The sequence below is a fragment of the Pseudomonas sp. StFLB209 genome, assembly GCF_000829415.1.
Classification (GTDB): Bacteria; Pseudomonadota; Gammaproteobacteria; order Pseudomonadales; family Pseudomonadaceae; genus Aquipseudomonas.
In genome coordinates, this window is record NZ_AP014637.1 from 5,747,667 (window position 1) to 5,764,211 (window position 16,545).

Annotated in this window: 13 protein-coding genes; 8 read left to right on the forward strand and 5 right to left on the reverse strand. The window is 63.6% G+C overall.

Going from position 1 to position 16,545, the window contains the following annotated elements:
* Positions 1-70: 70 nt before the first annotated feature.
* Positions 71-1,426, reverse strand: coding sequence for a class-II fumarase/aspartase family protein (locus tag PSCI_RS25575; protein ID WP_045492379.1), 1,356 nt, complete (start codon positions 1,424-1,426; stop codon positions 71-73).
* A 117-nt stretch (positions 1,427-1,543) separates the two neighbouring features.
* Between PSCI_RS25575 and PSCI_RS25580 the strand changes: the two genes are divergently transcribed.
* The 6 genes from PSCI_RS25580 (at position 1,544) to PSCI_RS25605 (ending at position 7,227) form a co-directional block, all read left to right on the forward strand.
* Positions 1,544-2,275: a GntR family transcriptional regulator gene (locus tag PSCI_RS25580; protein WP_045492381.1), complete on the forward strand. Its 732-nt coding sequence runs from the start codon at positions 1,544-1,546 to the stop codon at positions 2,273-2,275.
* A gap of 171 nt (positions 2,276-2,446) precedes the next feature.
* Positions 2,447-3,340, forward strand: a complete 894-nt coding sequence (locus tag PSCI_RS25585; RefSeq protein ID WP_045492383.1) for an ABC transporter substrate-binding protein — start codon at positions 2,447-2,449, stop codon at positions 3,338-3,340.
* A 119-nt stretch (positions 3,341-3,459) separates the two neighbouring features.
* Positions 3,460-4,461, forward strand: coding sequence for a FecCD family ABC transporter permease (locus tag PSCI_RS25590; protein WP_045492385.1), 1,002 nt, complete (start codon positions 3,460-3,462; stop codon positions 4,459-4,461).
* Positions 4,458-5,501: a FecCD family ABC transporter permease gene (locus tag PSCI_RS25595; protein ID WP_045492387.1), complete on the forward strand. Its 1,044-nt coding sequence runs from the start codon at positions 4,458-4,460 to the stop codon at positions 5,499-5,501. The genes PSCI_RS25590 and PSCI_RS25595 overlap by 4 nt, the downstream gene beginning before the upstream one ends.
* The gene (locus PSCI_RS25600) at positions 5,498-6,328 is read left to right on the forward strand and encodes an ABC transporter ATP-binding protein (protein WP_045492389.1); all 831 of its coding nucleotides are present in this window, start codon (positions 5,498-5,500) and stop codon (positions 6,326-6,328) included. Before PSCI_RS25595 ends, PSCI_RS25600 begins: the two co-directional genes overlap by 4 nt.
* 80 nt (positions 6,329-6,408) lie before the next feature.
* Positions 6,409-7,227: a class I SAM-dependent methyltransferase gene (locus PSCI_RS25605; RefSeq protein ID WP_045492391.1), complete on the forward strand. Its 819-nt coding sequence runs from the start codon at positions 6,409-6,411 to the stop codon at positions 7,225-7,227.
* A 455-nt stretch (positions 7,228-7,682) separates the two neighbouring features.
* Here the strand turns inward: PSCI_RS25605 and PSCI_RS25615 are convergent, their stop codons facing one another.
* The 4 genes from PSCI_RS25615 to PSCI_RS25630 all read right to left on the reverse strand — a co-directional run bounded on the left by PSCI_RS25615 (position 7,683) and on the right by PSCI_RS25630 (position 14,166).
* On the reverse strand, positions 7,683-8,012 hold the full coding sequence (locus PSCI_RS25615) for a DUF2790 domain-containing protein (protein ID WP_045492395.1): 330 nt from the start codon (positions 8,010-8,012) through the stop codon (positions 7,683-7,685).
* Between the two features lie 392 nt (positions 8,013-8,404).
* A complete protein-coding gene (locus tag PSCI_RS25620) occupies positions 8,405-11,548 on the reverse strand; it encodes a CusA/CzcA family heavy metal efflux RND transporter (protein WP_045492398.1) in 3,144 nt (1,047 codons plus the stop codon).
* Between the two features lie 20 nt (positions 11,549-11,568).
* Positions 11,569-12,906: an efflux RND transporter periplasmic adaptor subunit gene (locus PSCI_RS25625; RefSeq protein ID WP_045492400.1), complete on the reverse strand. Its 1,338-nt coding sequence runs from the start codon at positions 12,904-12,906 to the stop codon at positions 11,569-11,571.
* A 57-nt stretch (positions 12,907-12,963) separates the two neighbouring features.
* Positions 12,964-14,166 carry a TolC family protein gene (locus PSCI_RS25630; RefSeq protein WP_045494966.1) on the reverse strand — a complete coding sequence of 401 codons (1,203 nt, stop codon included), beginning with the start codon at positions 14,164-14,166 and terminating at the stop codon, positions 12,964-12,966.
* A 246-nt stretch (positions 14,167-14,412) separates the two neighbouring features.
* Between PSCI_RS25630 and PSCI_RS25635 the strand changes: the two genes are divergently transcribed.
* Both PSCI_RS25635 and PSCI_RS25640 read left to right on the forward strand, forming a co-directional pair.
* The gene (locus PSCI_RS25635; protein WP_045492402.1) at positions 14,413-15,087 is read left to right on the forward strand and encodes a heavy metal response regulator transcription factor; all 675 of its coding nucleotides are present in this window, start codon (positions 14,413-14,415) and stop codon (positions 15,085-15,087) included.
* Positions 15,084-16,544 (forward strand): heavy metal sensor histidine kinase, encoded by a 1,461-nt coding sequence (locus tag PSCI_RS25640; RefSeq protein WP_045492404.1) that lies wholly within the window; start codon positions 15,084-15,086, stop codon positions 16,542-16,544. Before PSCI_RS25635 ends, PSCI_RS25640 begins: the two co-directional genes overlap by 4 nt.
* Position 16,545: the final 1 nt, after the last annotated feature.

Sequence of the window (16,545 nt, forward strand, 5' to 3'; positions counted from 1 at the left end):
GATTGCGTTCTCGTTGTTGTTATAGATCGGCAATAAGTCGGGCCCCGCAGGCAGCAGGGCCCGCAAGGACTTAACGTGGCACGGCGCCGGGACGCGCCAGGGCCAGGTCGACCATTTGTGGCGCCAGGCCCAGGTAGTTGGCCGGGTCGGTCAGGCGCTTGAGCGCTTCGACGTCCAGTTCGGCAGTGGCCTCGCCCTGGGCCAGCAAGGCATCGAGCAGGCTGATGCGCTGATCGTTGGCCAGGCGGCAGGCGGCGTACACCACATCGTGGGCAACCTGACGACCCAGTGCCGGGGCCAGGCCCATCATCACGGCTTCAGCGACGATCAGGCCCTGGGTCATGTCGAGGTTCTCGCGCATCCGCTCGGTGCGCACATCGAGCCCTGCCAGCATGAATCTGGCCTGGCCCAGCGAGGCGGCGCTCAGCGCGAAGGCTTCCGGAATGGCAATCCACTCGGCCTGCCAGGGACCTGTGGAGCGCTCGAAGTCCTGGATCATCGCATCGAGCATCAGCCCGGCCTGCTGGCGCACACCTTTGGCGGCGGCGTACATCAATTCGCAACTGATCGGGTTGCGCTTCTGCGGCATGGTGCTGCTGGCGCCACGGCCCTTGACGAACGGCTCATAGGCTTCGCCCAGCTCGCTGGTCATCATCATCATGATGTCCAGGGCGATCTTGCCCAGCGAGCCGGTAACCAGACCGAGGAAGTTCAGCGTCTCGGCCAGGCCGTCGCGGGCCACGTGCCAGGTCGCCTGCGGCACACCCAGCCCCAGTTCAGCCATCAGCGCCTCTTGCACTTGCAGGCCCTTGTCACCCAATGAGGCCAGGGTGCCGGCGGCACCGGCGAACTGCCCCACTTCAACCCGCGGACGCAGCTCCACCAAACGCTCGGCATGCCGGTCGAACATGCTCAGCCAGACTGCGCACTTGTAGCCGAAGGTGATCGGCAAGGCGTGCTGCAGGTGGGTACGGCCAGCCATCGGCGTGTCGCGATAGCGCTGCGCCAGACCGGCCAGCAGGCCGCGCACCGCCTGGATGTCGCGCTCGACGATCGCCAGCGCGGCGCGGACCTGCAGGACCACGGCGGTGTCCATGATGTCCTGGGTGGTCGCGCCCCAGTGCACGTAGCGGCCTGCCTCACCGCAGAGTTTCGACAGTTGCTCGACCAGCGGCAGGATCGGGTAGCCGACGATCTCGGTCTCGTGCTGCATCAGTGCCAGGTCAAGCGACTCGTAGCGCGACAGCGCGGCGATCTGCTCGGCGGCTTCGGCTGGCACCACGCCGCAGCGCGCCTCGGCGCGGGCCAGGGCCACTTCGACCTCGATGTAACGCTCGATCAACGCCTTGTCGGAGAACACCCCGCGCATCTCGGCAGTACCGAACATGTCGCGAAACAGAGTGGAGTCAAAAACGGTGGTGGACATGGGGCAGTATCCTGAAATGTTGTTATTGGCCGTACATATTTATTATGTCCGTACATAATTGTTGCCAGCACACTGATACACTGTCAACCGGTTGATCTGACGAGGCTGACAAAAGGCATGAACGAAACGCGCTATGCGGTGCTGGCAAGGGACTTGATGGAGGGCATCGGGTCAGGGAAATACCCGGTGGGCAGCCTGTTGCCGACCGAATTCGAGCTGTGTGAGCTCTATGAAGTCAGCCGTCATACAGTGCGGGCCGCGATCAACCAGTTGCAGACCCAGGGTCTGGTGTCACGGCGCAAACGGGTCGGCACCCGGGTCGAAGCCAGCTCGCCACGCGGCGGCTATTCGCACTCACTGGCCACGGTGTCGGACCTTGCCCATTTGGCCGAGACCCAGCAGCGCGATATTCAGGATGTCCGCCACTTTGTCGCTGACATTGCCCAGGCCAAGCGGCTTGGCCTGCAACCGGGCGAGCATTACTTTTGTGTGTCCAGTGTGCGGATCGACCGCGAGCACCCCAATGCGCCGTTGTGCTGGACCGATGTCTACGCCCAGGACGATTACGCCGACGTCATCGAGCAGGCCCGCGAGCAGCCCGGCGTGCTGATCGCCACCCTGATCGAGGCCGGTTTTGGCCGGTACATCGACGTCATCGACCAGCAGGTACGCGCGGTACTGCTTGACGCCGCGCTGGCGAAAAAACTCAACGCCGAACCGGGCTCGCCGGGGCTGAAGATTCTGCGCCAGTATCGCGATGATAGCGGCGAGTTGATTGTCGCTTCGGAGACGATCCACCCCGATGACCGCTTCACTCTGGTGTTGCAGATGAAGCGCGACCGCAGCTGACCCGGCCCGTGGCGGCCAATGTATAAAATGTAAAAACGCTTTACTCTCAAATGAGAAAAACTAGCATCCAGCGCCTGACTGATGCGTCAAGCGCTCTGGATTTGCTGTTTCTCCCTATCCTGTTGCAGCGATGGCGCCGACGTTTCTCTTTGCCTTGAAAGGACGCCCGCCATGCTCAAAACCCTCAGCCTGCTGATGCTTGCCTTTCTGGCTGGCCCGTTGCACGCCGCCGAGCGCATTGTCGACACCGCTTATGGGCCGATCAAACTGCAAGGCACCGCGCAGCGGGTCATCACCCTCGATGAGGACAGCTTCGATACCGCCCTGGCGCTGGGTATCCAGCCGGTCGGCACGGTCTCCACCCGTGGCAGTGACCAGGTCTCCAGCTACCTGAAAGACAAGGCCGGCAATCCAGCTATCGTCGGCACCAGCCGGGCGCCGAATATTGAAGCGATTTTCAAGCTCAAGCCGGACCTGATCCTGACCTCCAGCACCATCAACAAAGAGCTGTACGCCGCCTACAGCCGCATCGCGCCCACCGTGGTGGCCAAGGGCGACAGCAGCGCCGGCTGGCAGGACGGTACGCGGTTCTACGCCAAGGCACTGGACCGTGAAGCGCAAGGCAAGGCCGTGCTGCAGGCCATCGACACGCGCATCGAGGCACTCAAAGCCAACGTCCCGGCCGGGCAAAGCGTCTCGGTGGTGCGCTGGAACCCGCAAGGCCCGATGACCATGTCGAGCAAGATCTTTGCCGGTCAGTTGCTGAGCGCCGCCGGTTTCAAGAGCACTGAGCTGGCCAGCAGCCTGAGCAAGCCGCACAGCGACATCCTGAGCCTGGAGAACCTGAGCAAGATCGACGCCGACTGGCTGTTCGTCGCCAGCCTCAACAGCGATGGCGCCAAGACCCTGGCAACAGCACGTCAGCAACCGGCTTTCGAGCGTCTGGGCGCGGTGCGCAACAAGCAGGTGATCGATGTCGACGGCCAGGTCTGGTCCAGCGGGTCCGGCCCGCTGGCCGCCAATAAAGTGCTGGATGATCTGGAGAAGGTGTTCCTCAAGCCTTGATCTACAAGGCATAAGAAGCTTCGCGTAGGAGCAGCTTTAGCTGCGAAGCCTTTCGCGGCTAAAGCGGATCGCCGCCCGACCGCGCCTACGGGATAAAGACTCCCTCTTCAGACGTAACGATGACTGCAATCAACCCGCCCTACCGCACCACCCTCCTGGCCTGCGCCAGCTTGCTGGCGCTGGTCACCCTCGCCAGCCTGTTGTTCGGCGCGGGCGACACCAACCCGGCATCGGCCTTGCGAACCTTGCTTGGCCAAGGCAGCGCAGAGGACCGTTTCGTGGTCTTCGAACTGCGCTGGCCACGCACCCTGCTCGGCCTGTTGGTCGGCGCAGCGCTGGGCGCGGCCGGGATCGTCTTGCAAGCCACCACCCGCAACCCGCTGGCCGAGCCGGGTCTGCTCGGCGTCAGTGCCGGGGCGTCGCTGGCGGTGGTGCTGGCGGTGGCCTGGGGCGCCAGCTCGGCGACGGTCAATCTGGGCGTGGCGGTCACAGGTGCACTGGTCGGCTGCCTGCTGGTGCTGCTGGTCAGCCGGGTCGCCACGCTGGGCAATGACCCGGTGCGGCTGGTGCTGGCCGGGGCGGCGTTCAGCAGCCTGCTGAGTGCCTTGACCGCGTTGATTCTGCTGCACGACCAACGCAGCGCCGATGAAATCCGTTTCTGGATCATCGGCGCCCTGGCCGGTCGCTCGGCCGATACGCTGCTGTGGAGCGTGCCGGGGGTGATCGCCGGGCTGTTGTTGCTGCTGCCGCTGATCCGCCCGCTGGCCAGCCTGGCACTGGGGGAACGCATGGCCAGCGGGCTCGGCCATCATCCGCAGCGGGTACGCTTCTGGGCGTTGATCGCCGTGGCGCTGTTGGTCGGCACTGCCACCTCGGCGGCCGGGCCGATCGGCTTCATTGGCCTGATTGTACCCTTCGTGGCGCGGCGTCTGGTCGGCCCGGACATCCGTCGCAGCCTGTTGCCTTCGCTATTGCTCGGCCCTTGTGTGCTGATTCTGGCCGACATCCTGTCGCGCCTGAGCGTACGCCCTTACGAACTGCCGATCGGGGTCATTACCGCCTTTATCGGCGCACCGATCCTGATTGCCGTGGTGCGTGGTCAGAGGATTCCCCGCCTATGAACCTGCCACCGCTTGCCGGCTACTGGCTGATCCGCACGGGTCGTTACTCGCTGCTGTTGCCCAAGCGCGCCACCGCCGCCACCTGCGGCCTGACGCTGGCGTTGCTGGTGCTTTGCGCGGTCAGCCTGGCCAGCGGCGCTGCCGGGCTCAGCCCGTGGGGCGCCGGGTTGGCACTGTTCGGCCAGGGCGACGCCCTGAATGTGTTCCTGATCCGCGAGCTGCGCCTGGAGCGCCTGCTCGCCGGGTTGCTGAGTGGCGCAGCACTGGGCGCGGCCGGCTGCCTGCTGCAAACCCTGGCGAGTAACCGCTTGGCCACCCCCGGCGTGATCGGCATCGACGACGGCGCAACCGCCTTCGCCGTGGCATCGATTGTCGCTATCCCTACCAGCCTGGCCCCTTCGGGGTTGGCGCTGATCGGTGCACTGACCGCCGCCGCCCTGGCATTCGGGCTAGGCGGCAGCGGCTCGCGTGGCTATCGCTTTATCGTGGTCGGCATTGGCGTTGGCGCGGTGTTCGGCGCGCTGACCAACCTGATGCTGGCGCGCACCGACATCGACAGCGCCAACCTCGCCTACCCCTGGACCGTCGGCACCCTCAGCGCCCGGCCTTGGCTGGCGGTCCAGAGCCTGGGCATCGGCCTGTTGCTGGCGCTGCCCTGCTGCCTGGCCCTGACCCGTGCGCTGGCGACCCTGCGTTTCAACGACCAGGTGGCACAAGGGCTCGGCATCGCGCTGCGCCGGGTGCGGATCATGATCCTCGCCCTGACCGTGTTGCTCACCGGGCTGGCAGTCGCGGTGGTCGGCCCGGTTGGCCTGATAGCCCTGGCCGCACCGGAACTGGCCCGTTACCTGTCGGGCCATCGCGGCGTGCCGCTAGTCAATGCCGCACTGGCCGGCGCGCTGTTGATGGTCTGTGCCGACTGGAGCGGACGCACCCTGCTGGCACCGCTGGAAATTCCCGTGGGCATCGTCACCGCCATCGTTGGCGGCCCTTATCTGCTGTGGATCCTGACCCGCCAACCCGCACGGAGTACCCCATGAGCCTCAACCCTGCGCTACTGCACAGCGATGCCCCGGTTGCCGACCTGCAAGCCCGGGAGCTGAGCCTGGACTACGCCCGCACGCGGATCATTGAAGGGCTGTCGTTGCGCGTGCCGCAGCAGCAGGTCACCGCGATTGTCGGCCCCAACGGTTGCGGCAAGTCGACCTTGCTGGCCGGGCTCAGCCGTCTGCACAAGCCCAGTGCCGGTGCGGTGCTGCTCGATGGCAAAGCCATCAGCGAGCTGCCGACCCGCACTGTGGCCCGGCGTCTGGCACTGTTGCCCCAGGACGCCAGCGCCCCGGATGGCCTGACCGTCCATGAACTGGTGCGCTTCGGCCGTCAGCCGCATCAAGGTATGCTCAGTCAGTGGTCGGAGCAGGACCGGCTGATCGTCGATGCGGCGATTGCCGCCGCCGACCTGAGCGCGCTGGAGCACCGACCACTGGAGTCGATGTCCGGCGGCCAGCGCCAGCGCGCCTGGATCGCCATGGCTATCGCCCAGGCCACGCCGCTGTTGCTGCTCGACGAACCCACCTCGGCCCTGGACCTCGGCCATCAGATCGAGGTGTTCGAGCTGATTGGCGCTCTGGCCAAAGCAGGCAAGACCATCGTCATGGTGGTTCACGACCTGTCCAGCGCCTGTCGTTATGCCGATTATCTGGTGGCGATGCAGGACGGCCGCATCGTGGCCGAAGGGGCGCCGGCCGAGGTGGTCACCGGCGATCTGGTCGAGCAATTGTACGGGGTCAAATGCGAGTTGCTGCGCGATCCGCATAGCGGTACGCCGATCATTGCTGGCGTGCAGCGCATTAGAACTGTCGGTTAGGTGCAGAGCAGAAAATGTTGCAAGGATGTTACACAGTCGCGTGTTAGGTTTCCTTCACAGTCACTTTTTTCAGGATGAATATGAAACCGACGCTCCTGGCTCTGACCCTCACGACCCTGCTCGCACCGTCTGTTACCCACGCGGCCAACCATCCCGTCACGATCAGCGACCAGCAATACACCGAGGTGCTGGCGGGCGACTGGCGCTCGAAAGACAACAGTGCCAGGGATGTCTATCGTCACCCCAAGGAGACTCTGCAATTCTTCGGCTTGCAGGCCAACCAGACGGTGATCGAGATCAGCCCAGGTGGCGGCTGGTACAGCGAGATCATCTCGCCGCTGGTCAAGGATCACGGGCATTACATCGCTGCGGTGCAGGATCCGGCCTCCGGCGAGTATTACCAGAAGGCGGCAGAGCGGATCAAAGCCCGGTTCAAGGATGACCCAAAGCGATTTGCCAATGCCCAGGTGGTGGCGTTCGATCCCAAGGCGCCGGTATTCGGCCCGGCGGCTTCGGCAGACCGGGTGCTGACGTTCCGCAATGTGCATAACTGGACCGACGCGAACACCGCCGAGGCGACGTTTGCGGCGTTTTTCAAGGTGCTCAAGCCCGGTGGTGTTTTGGGTGTGGAGGATCATCGAGCCAAGGATGGGACGGATCTGGCGAGCAATAAGCAGACCGGTTATCTGCCGACGGATTACGTGGTGAAGCTGGCGCTGGATGCGGGGTTCAAGCTGGCTGACAAGAGTGAGGTCAATGCCAATCCCAAGGACACCAAGGACTACCCGGCCGGGGTCTGGAGCCTGCCGCCGACCTATAAGCTCGGCGAGCAGGACAAGGCGAAATATGCGGCGATTGGGGAGTCGGATCGGTTCACTTTGAAGTTTGTGAAGCCGTAGGAGCGGTTTTAACCGCGAAGGCCTTTCGCTTTATGCAAGGGTCTTTGCCGCGGTTGTCTGGGCTGCGGGTTTCGCCCCGACGGGCGAGTTACTTTGGTTTCGCCCAAAGTAACCAAAGGCATTGCTCCTGGCTTGGGTCCGCCCTGCGGGCGAACTTCCCTCCGTCCGGCATCGATTCGGGGGCCGGCGCGATGGGCATCCCTGCCCAGCGCACCTGAAACTGGCCTCCCTGCCAGTTTCTCCCCCGAATCGCCGCCTACCTTCGGCCAGCGCCCAAGTCGCGATTTGCGTCGTCTGTGCCATCTCGGTACGAAGAGCAAGAACAGAGCAACAGCAACAGCAACAGCAACAGCAACAGCAACAGCAACAGCAACCAGCCAGCCAACCAGCCAACCAGCCAACCAGCCAACCAGCCAACCAGCCAACCAGCCAACAGTGTGGGTCAGGCTGACGCCTTACTGATTAGACCGGCAATCACTCATCGCCTGGTAGCGCACGGCTTTGAGTGTGCCTTGGGTGTCTTCGTAGACCATCAGGCGCGAGACGACATCGCAGGTTTTGCCCAGCGGGCTCTGGAATTTGACCTGGGCAACATCCAGTGGCATGCCGTAGCGATACTCTTCGATCTGCGGTGCAGGCTGGCCGGCTTTGTCGGCGTATTGCTGTACGGTCTCGCGCCAGGCCTGGGCGGTTTTTTCCGAAAAGTTGTGGTTGGGGCTGTAGGCCTGGGCGGCCAGTGGCAGGGTCAGAACGAGGCCGGCGAAAAGCATCTTGAACATACGCATGGTGGTTCTCCGTCAAAAGATGGCCTCAGGTTAACGAGGCGCGGATTAACCGGGCATTACCTGCGCATTACCATTTCGTCATCTGCAACTGCCTGACAGATAAACAAAAAACCCGCCATCTCACTAGGGGCTGTTGACGTTTCATCACAACCGCGCCGAGGTCTGTTTTGTCGGCCTGCATAGGCTTCACTCTGTTGAAGTGTGTGTGACAAAACAGCCACGGCCCTGCGGGTTGCGCCCCAAATCGCGCCATGCTTCGTTGAAGAACTTGAAAAGGGAGCGACCATTTCCTGCGTCCTTCGCCTCGCCTGACACGATTTGGCGCTGCAACGCGGCCTGCGATGAAACGTCAACAGCCCCTAGGGCGGGTTGTGTGATTCAGGGTTGCCGGATCAGTCCTGCTCGCGCCGGTGCGCCCACTGGTACAGCGCTGGCAGCACCAGCAGGGTCAGTGCGGTGGATGACAGGATGCCGCCGATCACCACAGTCGCCAGCGGCCGTTGCACTTCCGCGCCAGTGCCGGTGGCAAGTGCCATGGGGATGAAGCCCAACGACGCTACCAGGGCGGTCATCAATACCGGACGCAAGCGGGTCAAGGCGCCTTCGTTGATCGCATCGGCCAGTGAACGGCCTTCTTCGCGCAGGTTGCGGATGAACGAGATCATCACCAGACCGTTGAGTACCGCCACGCCCGACAAGGCGATAAAGCCCACCCCGGCCGAGATCGACAGCGGGATGTCGCGCAGCCACAGCGCCAGCACGCCGCCGGTCAACGCGAAGGGAATGCCGGTGAACACCAGCAGGCCGTCCTTGAGGTTGTTGAACATCATGAACAACAGGGTCAGCACCAGCAGCAAGGCGATCGGCACCACGATCTGCAAACGCTGCGCCGCCGATTGCAGTTGCTCGAATTGCCCACCCCAGGTGGTCCAGTAACCGGCCGGAATCCGTACCTGCTCTTGCAAGGTCTGCCCCGCCTCAGCAACAAATGAGCCCAGGTCACGCCCACGCACGTTGGCGCTGACCACCACCACCCGCTTGCCGTTTTCCCGGCTGATCTGGTTCGGCCCCAGTTCCAGATCCAGGCTGGCGACCTGGGCCAGGGTGATGAAGCCGATCTGCTGCCCGGCAGCACCCGCTCCAGCGATGCCTGGCACCGGTATCAGCAGACTGGCCAAGGCGTCGAGGTCTGTGCGCAGGTTTTCCGGCAGACGCACCACCATGTCGAAGCGGCGGTCGCCTTCGTACAAGGTGCCGGCCTCACGACCACCGACGGCAATCGCGATCGCGTCCTGCACATCACCGATATTGAGGCCGTAGCGCGCGGTCTTGTTGCGGTCGATGTTAATGGTCAGGATCGGCAGGCCGGTGGTCTGTTCGACTTTCACCTCGGAGGCGCCTGGCACGTTCTGCAGGCTGGCGGCGATTTGTGCAGCGGTCTGGTTCAGCACCTGCATGTCGTCGCCAAACACCTTGACCGCCACATCGCTGCGTACCCCGGAAATCAGCTCGTTGAAGCGCAACTGGATCGGCTGCGACAGTTCATAGTTGCTGCCCGGCACGCCGGCCGCTGCCGCTTGCAGTTCGGCAATCAGGGTTTCACGGGGCTTGTCCGGGTCCGGCCATTCACTGCGGTCTTTGAGCATCACGTAGCTGTCAGAAATGTTCGGCGGCATCGGGTCGGCGGCGATTTCGGCGGTGCCGGTCCGGGCGAAGACCCGCTCGACTTCCGGCATTTTTTCCATCACGGCCTTTTCCAGACGCTGCTGCATGTCGACCGACTGGCTGAGGCTGGTGCCCGGCACCCGCAACGCCTGCAAGGCAAAGTCGCCTTCACTCAGGCTGGGAATGAACTCGCTGCCCATGCGGCTGGCGGTAAAGCCGGACAACACCACCAACAGCACCGCCACGGCAAAGGCAGCCGCGCGATGACCAAGCACCCAGCGCAATACCGGGGCATAGCCCTGACGCGCCTTGCGCATCACCAACCCCTCTTCTTCCTTGACCTTGCCGGTGACGAACATGGCAATGGCCGCTGGCACGAAGGTCACCGACAGGATCATCGCGCCAAGCAGGGCGATCACCACGGTAAAGGCCATCGGGTGGAACATCTTGCCCTCGACCCCGGTGAGGGCAAAGATCGGCAGGTACACCACCATGATGATCAACTGACCAAAAATCAGCGGGCGGCGCGCCTCTTTCGCGGCGGCAAACACTTCATGGAAGCGCTCGCTGCGGGTCAGCAGGCGACCATGTTTGTGTTGCGCATGGGCCAGACGGCGGATCGAGTTCTCGACGATCACTACGGCGCCGTCGACGATGATGCCGAAGTCCAGCGCGCCCAGGCTCATCAGGTTGGCGCTGACCCGGTTGCTGAACATCCCGGTGAAAGTGAACAGCATCGACAACGGAATCACCATGGCGGTGATCAACGCGGCGCGGATATTACCGAGAAACAGAAACAGAATGACGATGACCAGGATCGCCCCTTCGATCAGGTTCTTCTTCACCGTGGCAATGGCCTTTTCGACCAGGTTGGTGCGGTCGTAGACAGTCACCGCCACCACGCCCTCAGGCAGGTTACGGTTGATCTCTGCCAGCTTTGCCGCCACGGCCTGCGAGACCGTGCGGCTATTCTCGCCGATCAGCATGAACACGGTGCCCAGCACCACTTCGCGGCCATTCTCGGTGGCGGCACCAGAGCGCAGCTCTTTGCCGATCATTACCTCAGCCACATCACTGACCCGCACCGGCGTGCCCTGGGCGCTGGTCACCACGACGTTGGCGATGTCTTGCAGGCTGCCCAACTGGCCGGGCGCACGAATCAGCAATTGCTCGCCGCCACGCTCCACATAACCGGCGCCAACGTTAGCATTGTTGCGCTCAAGCGCAGTCAGCAGGTCAGCCAGGGTCAATTTGTAGGCCGCCAGCTTGCGCGGGTCCGGAGCGATCTGGAACTGCCGGGCGAAGCCGCCAATGGTATTGATCTCTGCCACCCCTGGCACATTGCGCAGTTGCGGCTTGATGATCCAGTCCTGGATCACCCGCAGGTCGGTGGGGGTATAGGCGGTGCCGTCTTCCTTGAGCGCACCGGGTTTGCTTTCCACCGTCCACAGGAAGATCTCCCCAAGTCCGGTGGACACCGGGCCCATGATCGCATCGGTCCCGGCCGGCAATTGCTGACGGGCATTCTGCAAGCGCTCGCTGACCCACTGGCGGGCGGCGAACAGGTCAGTGCCCTCTTTGAAAATCACCGTGACTTGCGACAGCCCCGAGCGCGACAGCGAACGGGTCTGCTGCAGGCCGGGCAGACCGGCCATTGCGGTTTCGATGGCAAAGGTGATGCGCTGCTCGGTTTCCAGTGGCGAAAAGCCCGGTGCAGCAGTGTTGATCTGCACCTGGACGTTGGTAATGTCCGGGACCGCGTCGATGGGCAGCTTCTGATAGCTGACGATCCCCAGACCGGTCATGAGCAAGACAGCGAGCATCACCACGATGCGCTGCTCGATAGCGAATTGAATCAGGCGTTCAAACATGCGGATTTACTCATGGCCTGTTAGTGAGAGTGCTCGGCCGAGCCTTTGCCCAGCTCCGACTTCAAGACGAAACTGCCGGCAGCGGCGATCTGCGCACCGGCCTGCAAGCCACCGAGGACCTCCACATGGCCGTTGGCACGGCGCCCGGTCATTACCGGCTGGGCCTTGAAGCCCTCGGCATTGCGCAGGAACACCACGGTATTGTTTTCAACGGTCTGCAAGGCGGCCTCCGGCACGCTCAACGCCGCCTGACCGTCAGCCGTCGCCACCTCGATGTTGACCAGCAGTCCGGGGCGCCAGGCGCCTTGCGGGTTGGCCAGGGTCACCCGCACCTGGGCGGTGCGGCTCAGTTCACCGAGCAGGTTGCCGACATAACCGACCTTGCCCTGCACCTGGGCATTGAGGTCTGGCGCGGTGACCACCACCTCACGACCGATCATGACCTTGTCCAGGTCCTTGGCCGTGACACCAAACGTGGCCCAGACCCGCGACAGGTCCGACAACGTGAAGGCATTGCTGGCCTCGTTGACCACCTCACCGATGCTCAGGTGCTTCTCGACGATCATCGCGTCGAACGGGGCAACCAGTTCATAGCGGTTGCCGCCATCAGGGCTCAGCCCGGCACCGATGACCGAGAGTTTCTGACGGGCATTGGCGACATTGATCTGCGCCTCCTGATAGGCCTGACGGGCCAGTTGGTAGTCCTGTTCGGCAGAGATCTTGTCCTGCCAGAGGGTCTTTTCCCGCTGTAATGTGCTGCCGGCGGTTTCCAGGCGGCGCTGGGCAGCGCTCAGCTCACTGCGTTGGTCTGCGATCTGCGGGCTGGAGATCACTGCCAGCACCTGGCCTTTTTTGACTTGCTGGCCCAATTCGACCATCACTCGCTCTACCACCCCGCTGACCCGCGGCACGATGTGCGCGGTGCGGTCCTCATCAAACCGGATCTCGCCGGGAAAGCTGGCCGACAGGTTCAGCGGCCGGGTTGTGGCGACCGCCAGCTCGATGCCGGCGGCGCGAATCTGCTCGGCGGATAACTCGACCTGCCCTTGCTCTTCTTCGTGGCCGTGCTCATCAGCGCCTTGCTCTGCATTGCCATGTTCATCGGCCCCATGCGCCTGTTCATCCTTGTGCCCGTCATCGTCCTTGTGTTCCTCTTGCCGGGCATGAGCCTGCCCGTCAGGTTTGGGGGCGTCGGCGTTGGCCGGCTCGGGATGGTCATGGTCGTGCGCTTCGTGGCCCGCTGGCGCCGCCTGAGCACTGGCCAGCACTGCACCGCGTTCGTCGTTCAGGGTCAGACTGCCGATGCCGCCCAGGGCGACCAGCGCCACCGCAATGGCCAGGCTGCGTTTGTTGTTCATGAAAGCTCCTGCAAGGTCATGGCCTGCACTGCGCGCGCGGCGCAAGCCGGAATCGGATCAGAGGGGGTTGGCGCCGTAGATGCGCTCGATGGCGGCGCGGGCCTCACTGCCGGCGGCCAGGGCTTGGAGGTAACGGCCACGGGCGTCGATCAGGGTGCGTTGGGCATCGAGCACGTCGATGAAGCCGAACTTGCCCATTTCAAAACCGCGGGTGGCCGTGTCCACGGCTTGCTGCGCGGCAGGCAGGATGATGCGGCTGAACGACTCCACTTCACTGCTGGCGGTGCTCCACTGCTCCAGGGCCGAACGGGTGCGGGTGCGCAGGTCCAGCTCGACGGCGTTGCGCAGATCGCGGGCCTGATCGGCGCGCCGGGATGCGGCCAGTACGTTGCCCTGGTTGCGATCGAACAGCGGCAACGGCATCGACATGCCAACCACATTGACCCGCTCGCGGTCTTCACGGCTGTACTGGCTGCCGACACTGACGGTCAGGTTGGGAACCCGCTGGGCACGCGCCGAACCGAGCATGGCTTCACGCTGCTGGATCTGCGCCTCGGCCAGGCGCAAGGCGGGGGCCTGCTCAAGCCGGTCGAACAATGCTGCCGCTGTCGGCGCCTGGCCGGGTGCCAGATCGGCGCTGTGCAGGCTGTCGAACTCACCCTCCTGCGTCCCGATAACCCTGGCCAGCTGGCGCAGGCTGTCGGCCTGGGCGGTGCGGGCCTTGCGCAGTTGCAGTTCGGTTTCGGCCAGTTGCACCTGGGCGCGGGTTGCCTCGACAGGCGACACTTGGCCGGCCCGTACCCGGCCGTCAGCCACCCGCAAACCACGCTCGGCCAGTTGCAGCGACTGGCCGGCCAGTTCGACGGCGGTGTGCGCCCGCGCCGCGGCATGGAAAGCCAGCAGCACATCGGCGCGCAGCTCCAGGCTGCGCCGCTCCAGTTCCAGGCGCGCCGCGTCCTGGCCGCGTTCGGCTACATCGATGCGCGCACCACGCTTGCCCCCCAGCTCCAGCGCCTGGCTGAGCATCACCGTGGTGGTGCGGGTGTCGCGGCGGGTGTCTTCTGCCTCCCAGGACAGCTCGGGATTGGGCAACAGGCCAGCCTGACGCCGCTCGCCTTCGGCGATACCGATGTCCTGGCGGACTGCGGCAAGCTCCGGATTGCGCGCAAAGGCGGCATCGATTGCGGCCGCCAGGGTCAACGGCGCCGCATGCAGATGACTGGCCGGCAACAGCAGGGCACACAGCACCCCGGCGCGAATCATCAGTCGATATGGTTTACGATCCCCAGACACTTGACACCCCCGACGCAACACAAAAACAGCCCCGAAAGGGGCCGAAAAAGGAATGCGGGGGACTGTAGAAAAGCGGCGTTATCGACAAGATTGCCGGAAAATTACAATTCTGTTATCCGGCCGAAATAGCCAGCGATCTGTATTACAGTGCGGCAGCTTTTTACCCTGCGCTGAGCTTCCCGGCTCAAGCCGGTCCTACGAGGAACCTATTCGATGCGTATCCTGGTTGTCGACGACGAACCCAAAACCGCTGAATACATGCATCAGGGCCTGACCGAAAGCGGTTACGTGGTGGACGTCGCCGGCACCGGCATCGATGGCCTGCATCTGGCGCGTACCCAGGATTACGAGCTGATCATCCTCGACGTCAACCTGCCGCAGCTCGAAGGCTGGGAAGTGCTGGCAGCGATTCGTGCCAGCAGCCATACCCGGGTGATGATGGTCACCGCCCGCGGGCGCCTCGAAGACCGGGTCAAAGGCCTGGACATGGGCGCCGACGATTATCTGGTCAAGCCCTTCGAGTTTCCCGAGCTGCTCGCCCGGGTGCGGACCCTGCTGCGACGCAGCGATCAACCCGGCCTGCCCAGTGTATTGCGCATCGCCGATCTGGAACTGGACCATGGCCGGCACCGGGCATTTCGCGGCAACCGACGCATTGACCTGACCACCAAGGAATTCGCCCTGCTGCACCTGCTGATGCGCCACAGCGGCGAAGTGTTGTCGCGCACGCGGATCATCTCTCAGGTCTGGGACATGAATTTCGACTGCGACACCAACGTCGTGGAAGTCTCGATCCGCCGCCTGCGGGCCAAGATCGACGACCCCTTTGACTGCAAGCTGATCCACACCCTGCGCGGCGTGGGTTATGTGCTGGAAGCCCGGCAATGACCCTGGCACGCCCCACCATGCGGCTTTCCATGCGCCTGGGTCTGACCGTCAGCGCCCTGTGTGCGTTGCTGGTGCTGGGCATGGCGACGTTTTCCTGCCTGACCATTTCCCGGCAACTGGACATTCGTGCGCAGAACGAACTGACCGACAAGCTGCGCCAGATCCGGCACAGCCTGACCGAGAGTTCCTGGTCGGGCAATGACCGATCGCTGAACTCGCACAACCTGCGCGACCAGATTGTCGGCCATGACAATTTCACCCTGACCGTGCTCGACGCCAGCGTACCGCGTCGGCGCCTGCTGGTGATCGGCAAGGATGAAGGTGCGCCGCTACCGGAGTCGTTGTTCAATGACCAGGCGCAGGATTTTCAAGCGTTGCGCAGCGACACCGGCCATGGGCTGCTGGTCGCCGCCAGCCCGATGCAGTTGCGCAGCGGCCAGCAGGTGCTGGCCGTGCTGACACTGGACCGTAAGGATGACGACGAACTGCTGCGCGCCTACGTGCAATCGACCCTGATCGCCTTGCCAGTGATATTTTTGCTGGTCGGCGGGGGTGCCTGGTGGGTGGTGCGCCGCTCGCTGCGCCCGCTCAAGGCCTTTGGCAAAGTCGCTGCCCAGGTCTCGGCACGCGACCTGTCGCAGCGCCTGACCAGCAGCGGCTTACCTGATGAGCTTCAGGGGCTGGCCCGGGCGATCAACGTAATGCTCCAGCGTCTGGATGACGACATCAGCCAGCTGGCGCAGTTTTCCGACGACTTGGCTCACGAACTGCGCTCGCCGATCAATAATCTGATGGGCAAGGCGCAAGTCACGCTGTCTCGCGAACGTCCTGCAGAAGACTACAAACAGGCGCTGGAGTCATGCACCGAAGAACTCGAACGCCTGTCGCGCATGGTCAGCCAGATGCTGTTTCTGGCCAGCATCAACCAACCCGTTGCAGCGCTGGCAACTGACCCGGTCAACCTGCGCGAAGAAGCCGACAAAGTCGTCGAGCTGTTCGAGCTGACCGCCGAAGAACGCGACATCAAGCTGCAGGTCAACGGCACTGCCTGTACTCGGGGCGACCGGCTGATGATCCAGCGGGCAATCTCCAACCTGCTGTCCAACGCTATCCGCCATGCGCCGCCAGGAACCCGGGTAACGTTGCTGTTGTCGGTGCACAGCGAACAGGCCAGCCTCGCCATCAGTAACGCCGGTGAAGGGATTGCCGCCGAACACCTGCCACGCTTGTTCGACCGTTTCTACCGGGTTCACGCCAGCCGCGCCCGCCACCAGGGCGGTACCGGCCTGGGGCTGGCCATCGTGCGCTCGATCATGCAGATCCACGAAGGTGAGGTGACGGTGACCAGTGAACCGGGCGGCCTGACCACCTTCAGCCTGATTTTCCCCCATGGCGCTGCGCGCCTGAATTCAACGACCACCACGGGCAAGACTTATGCAATTGGCGAACCTGACTAAA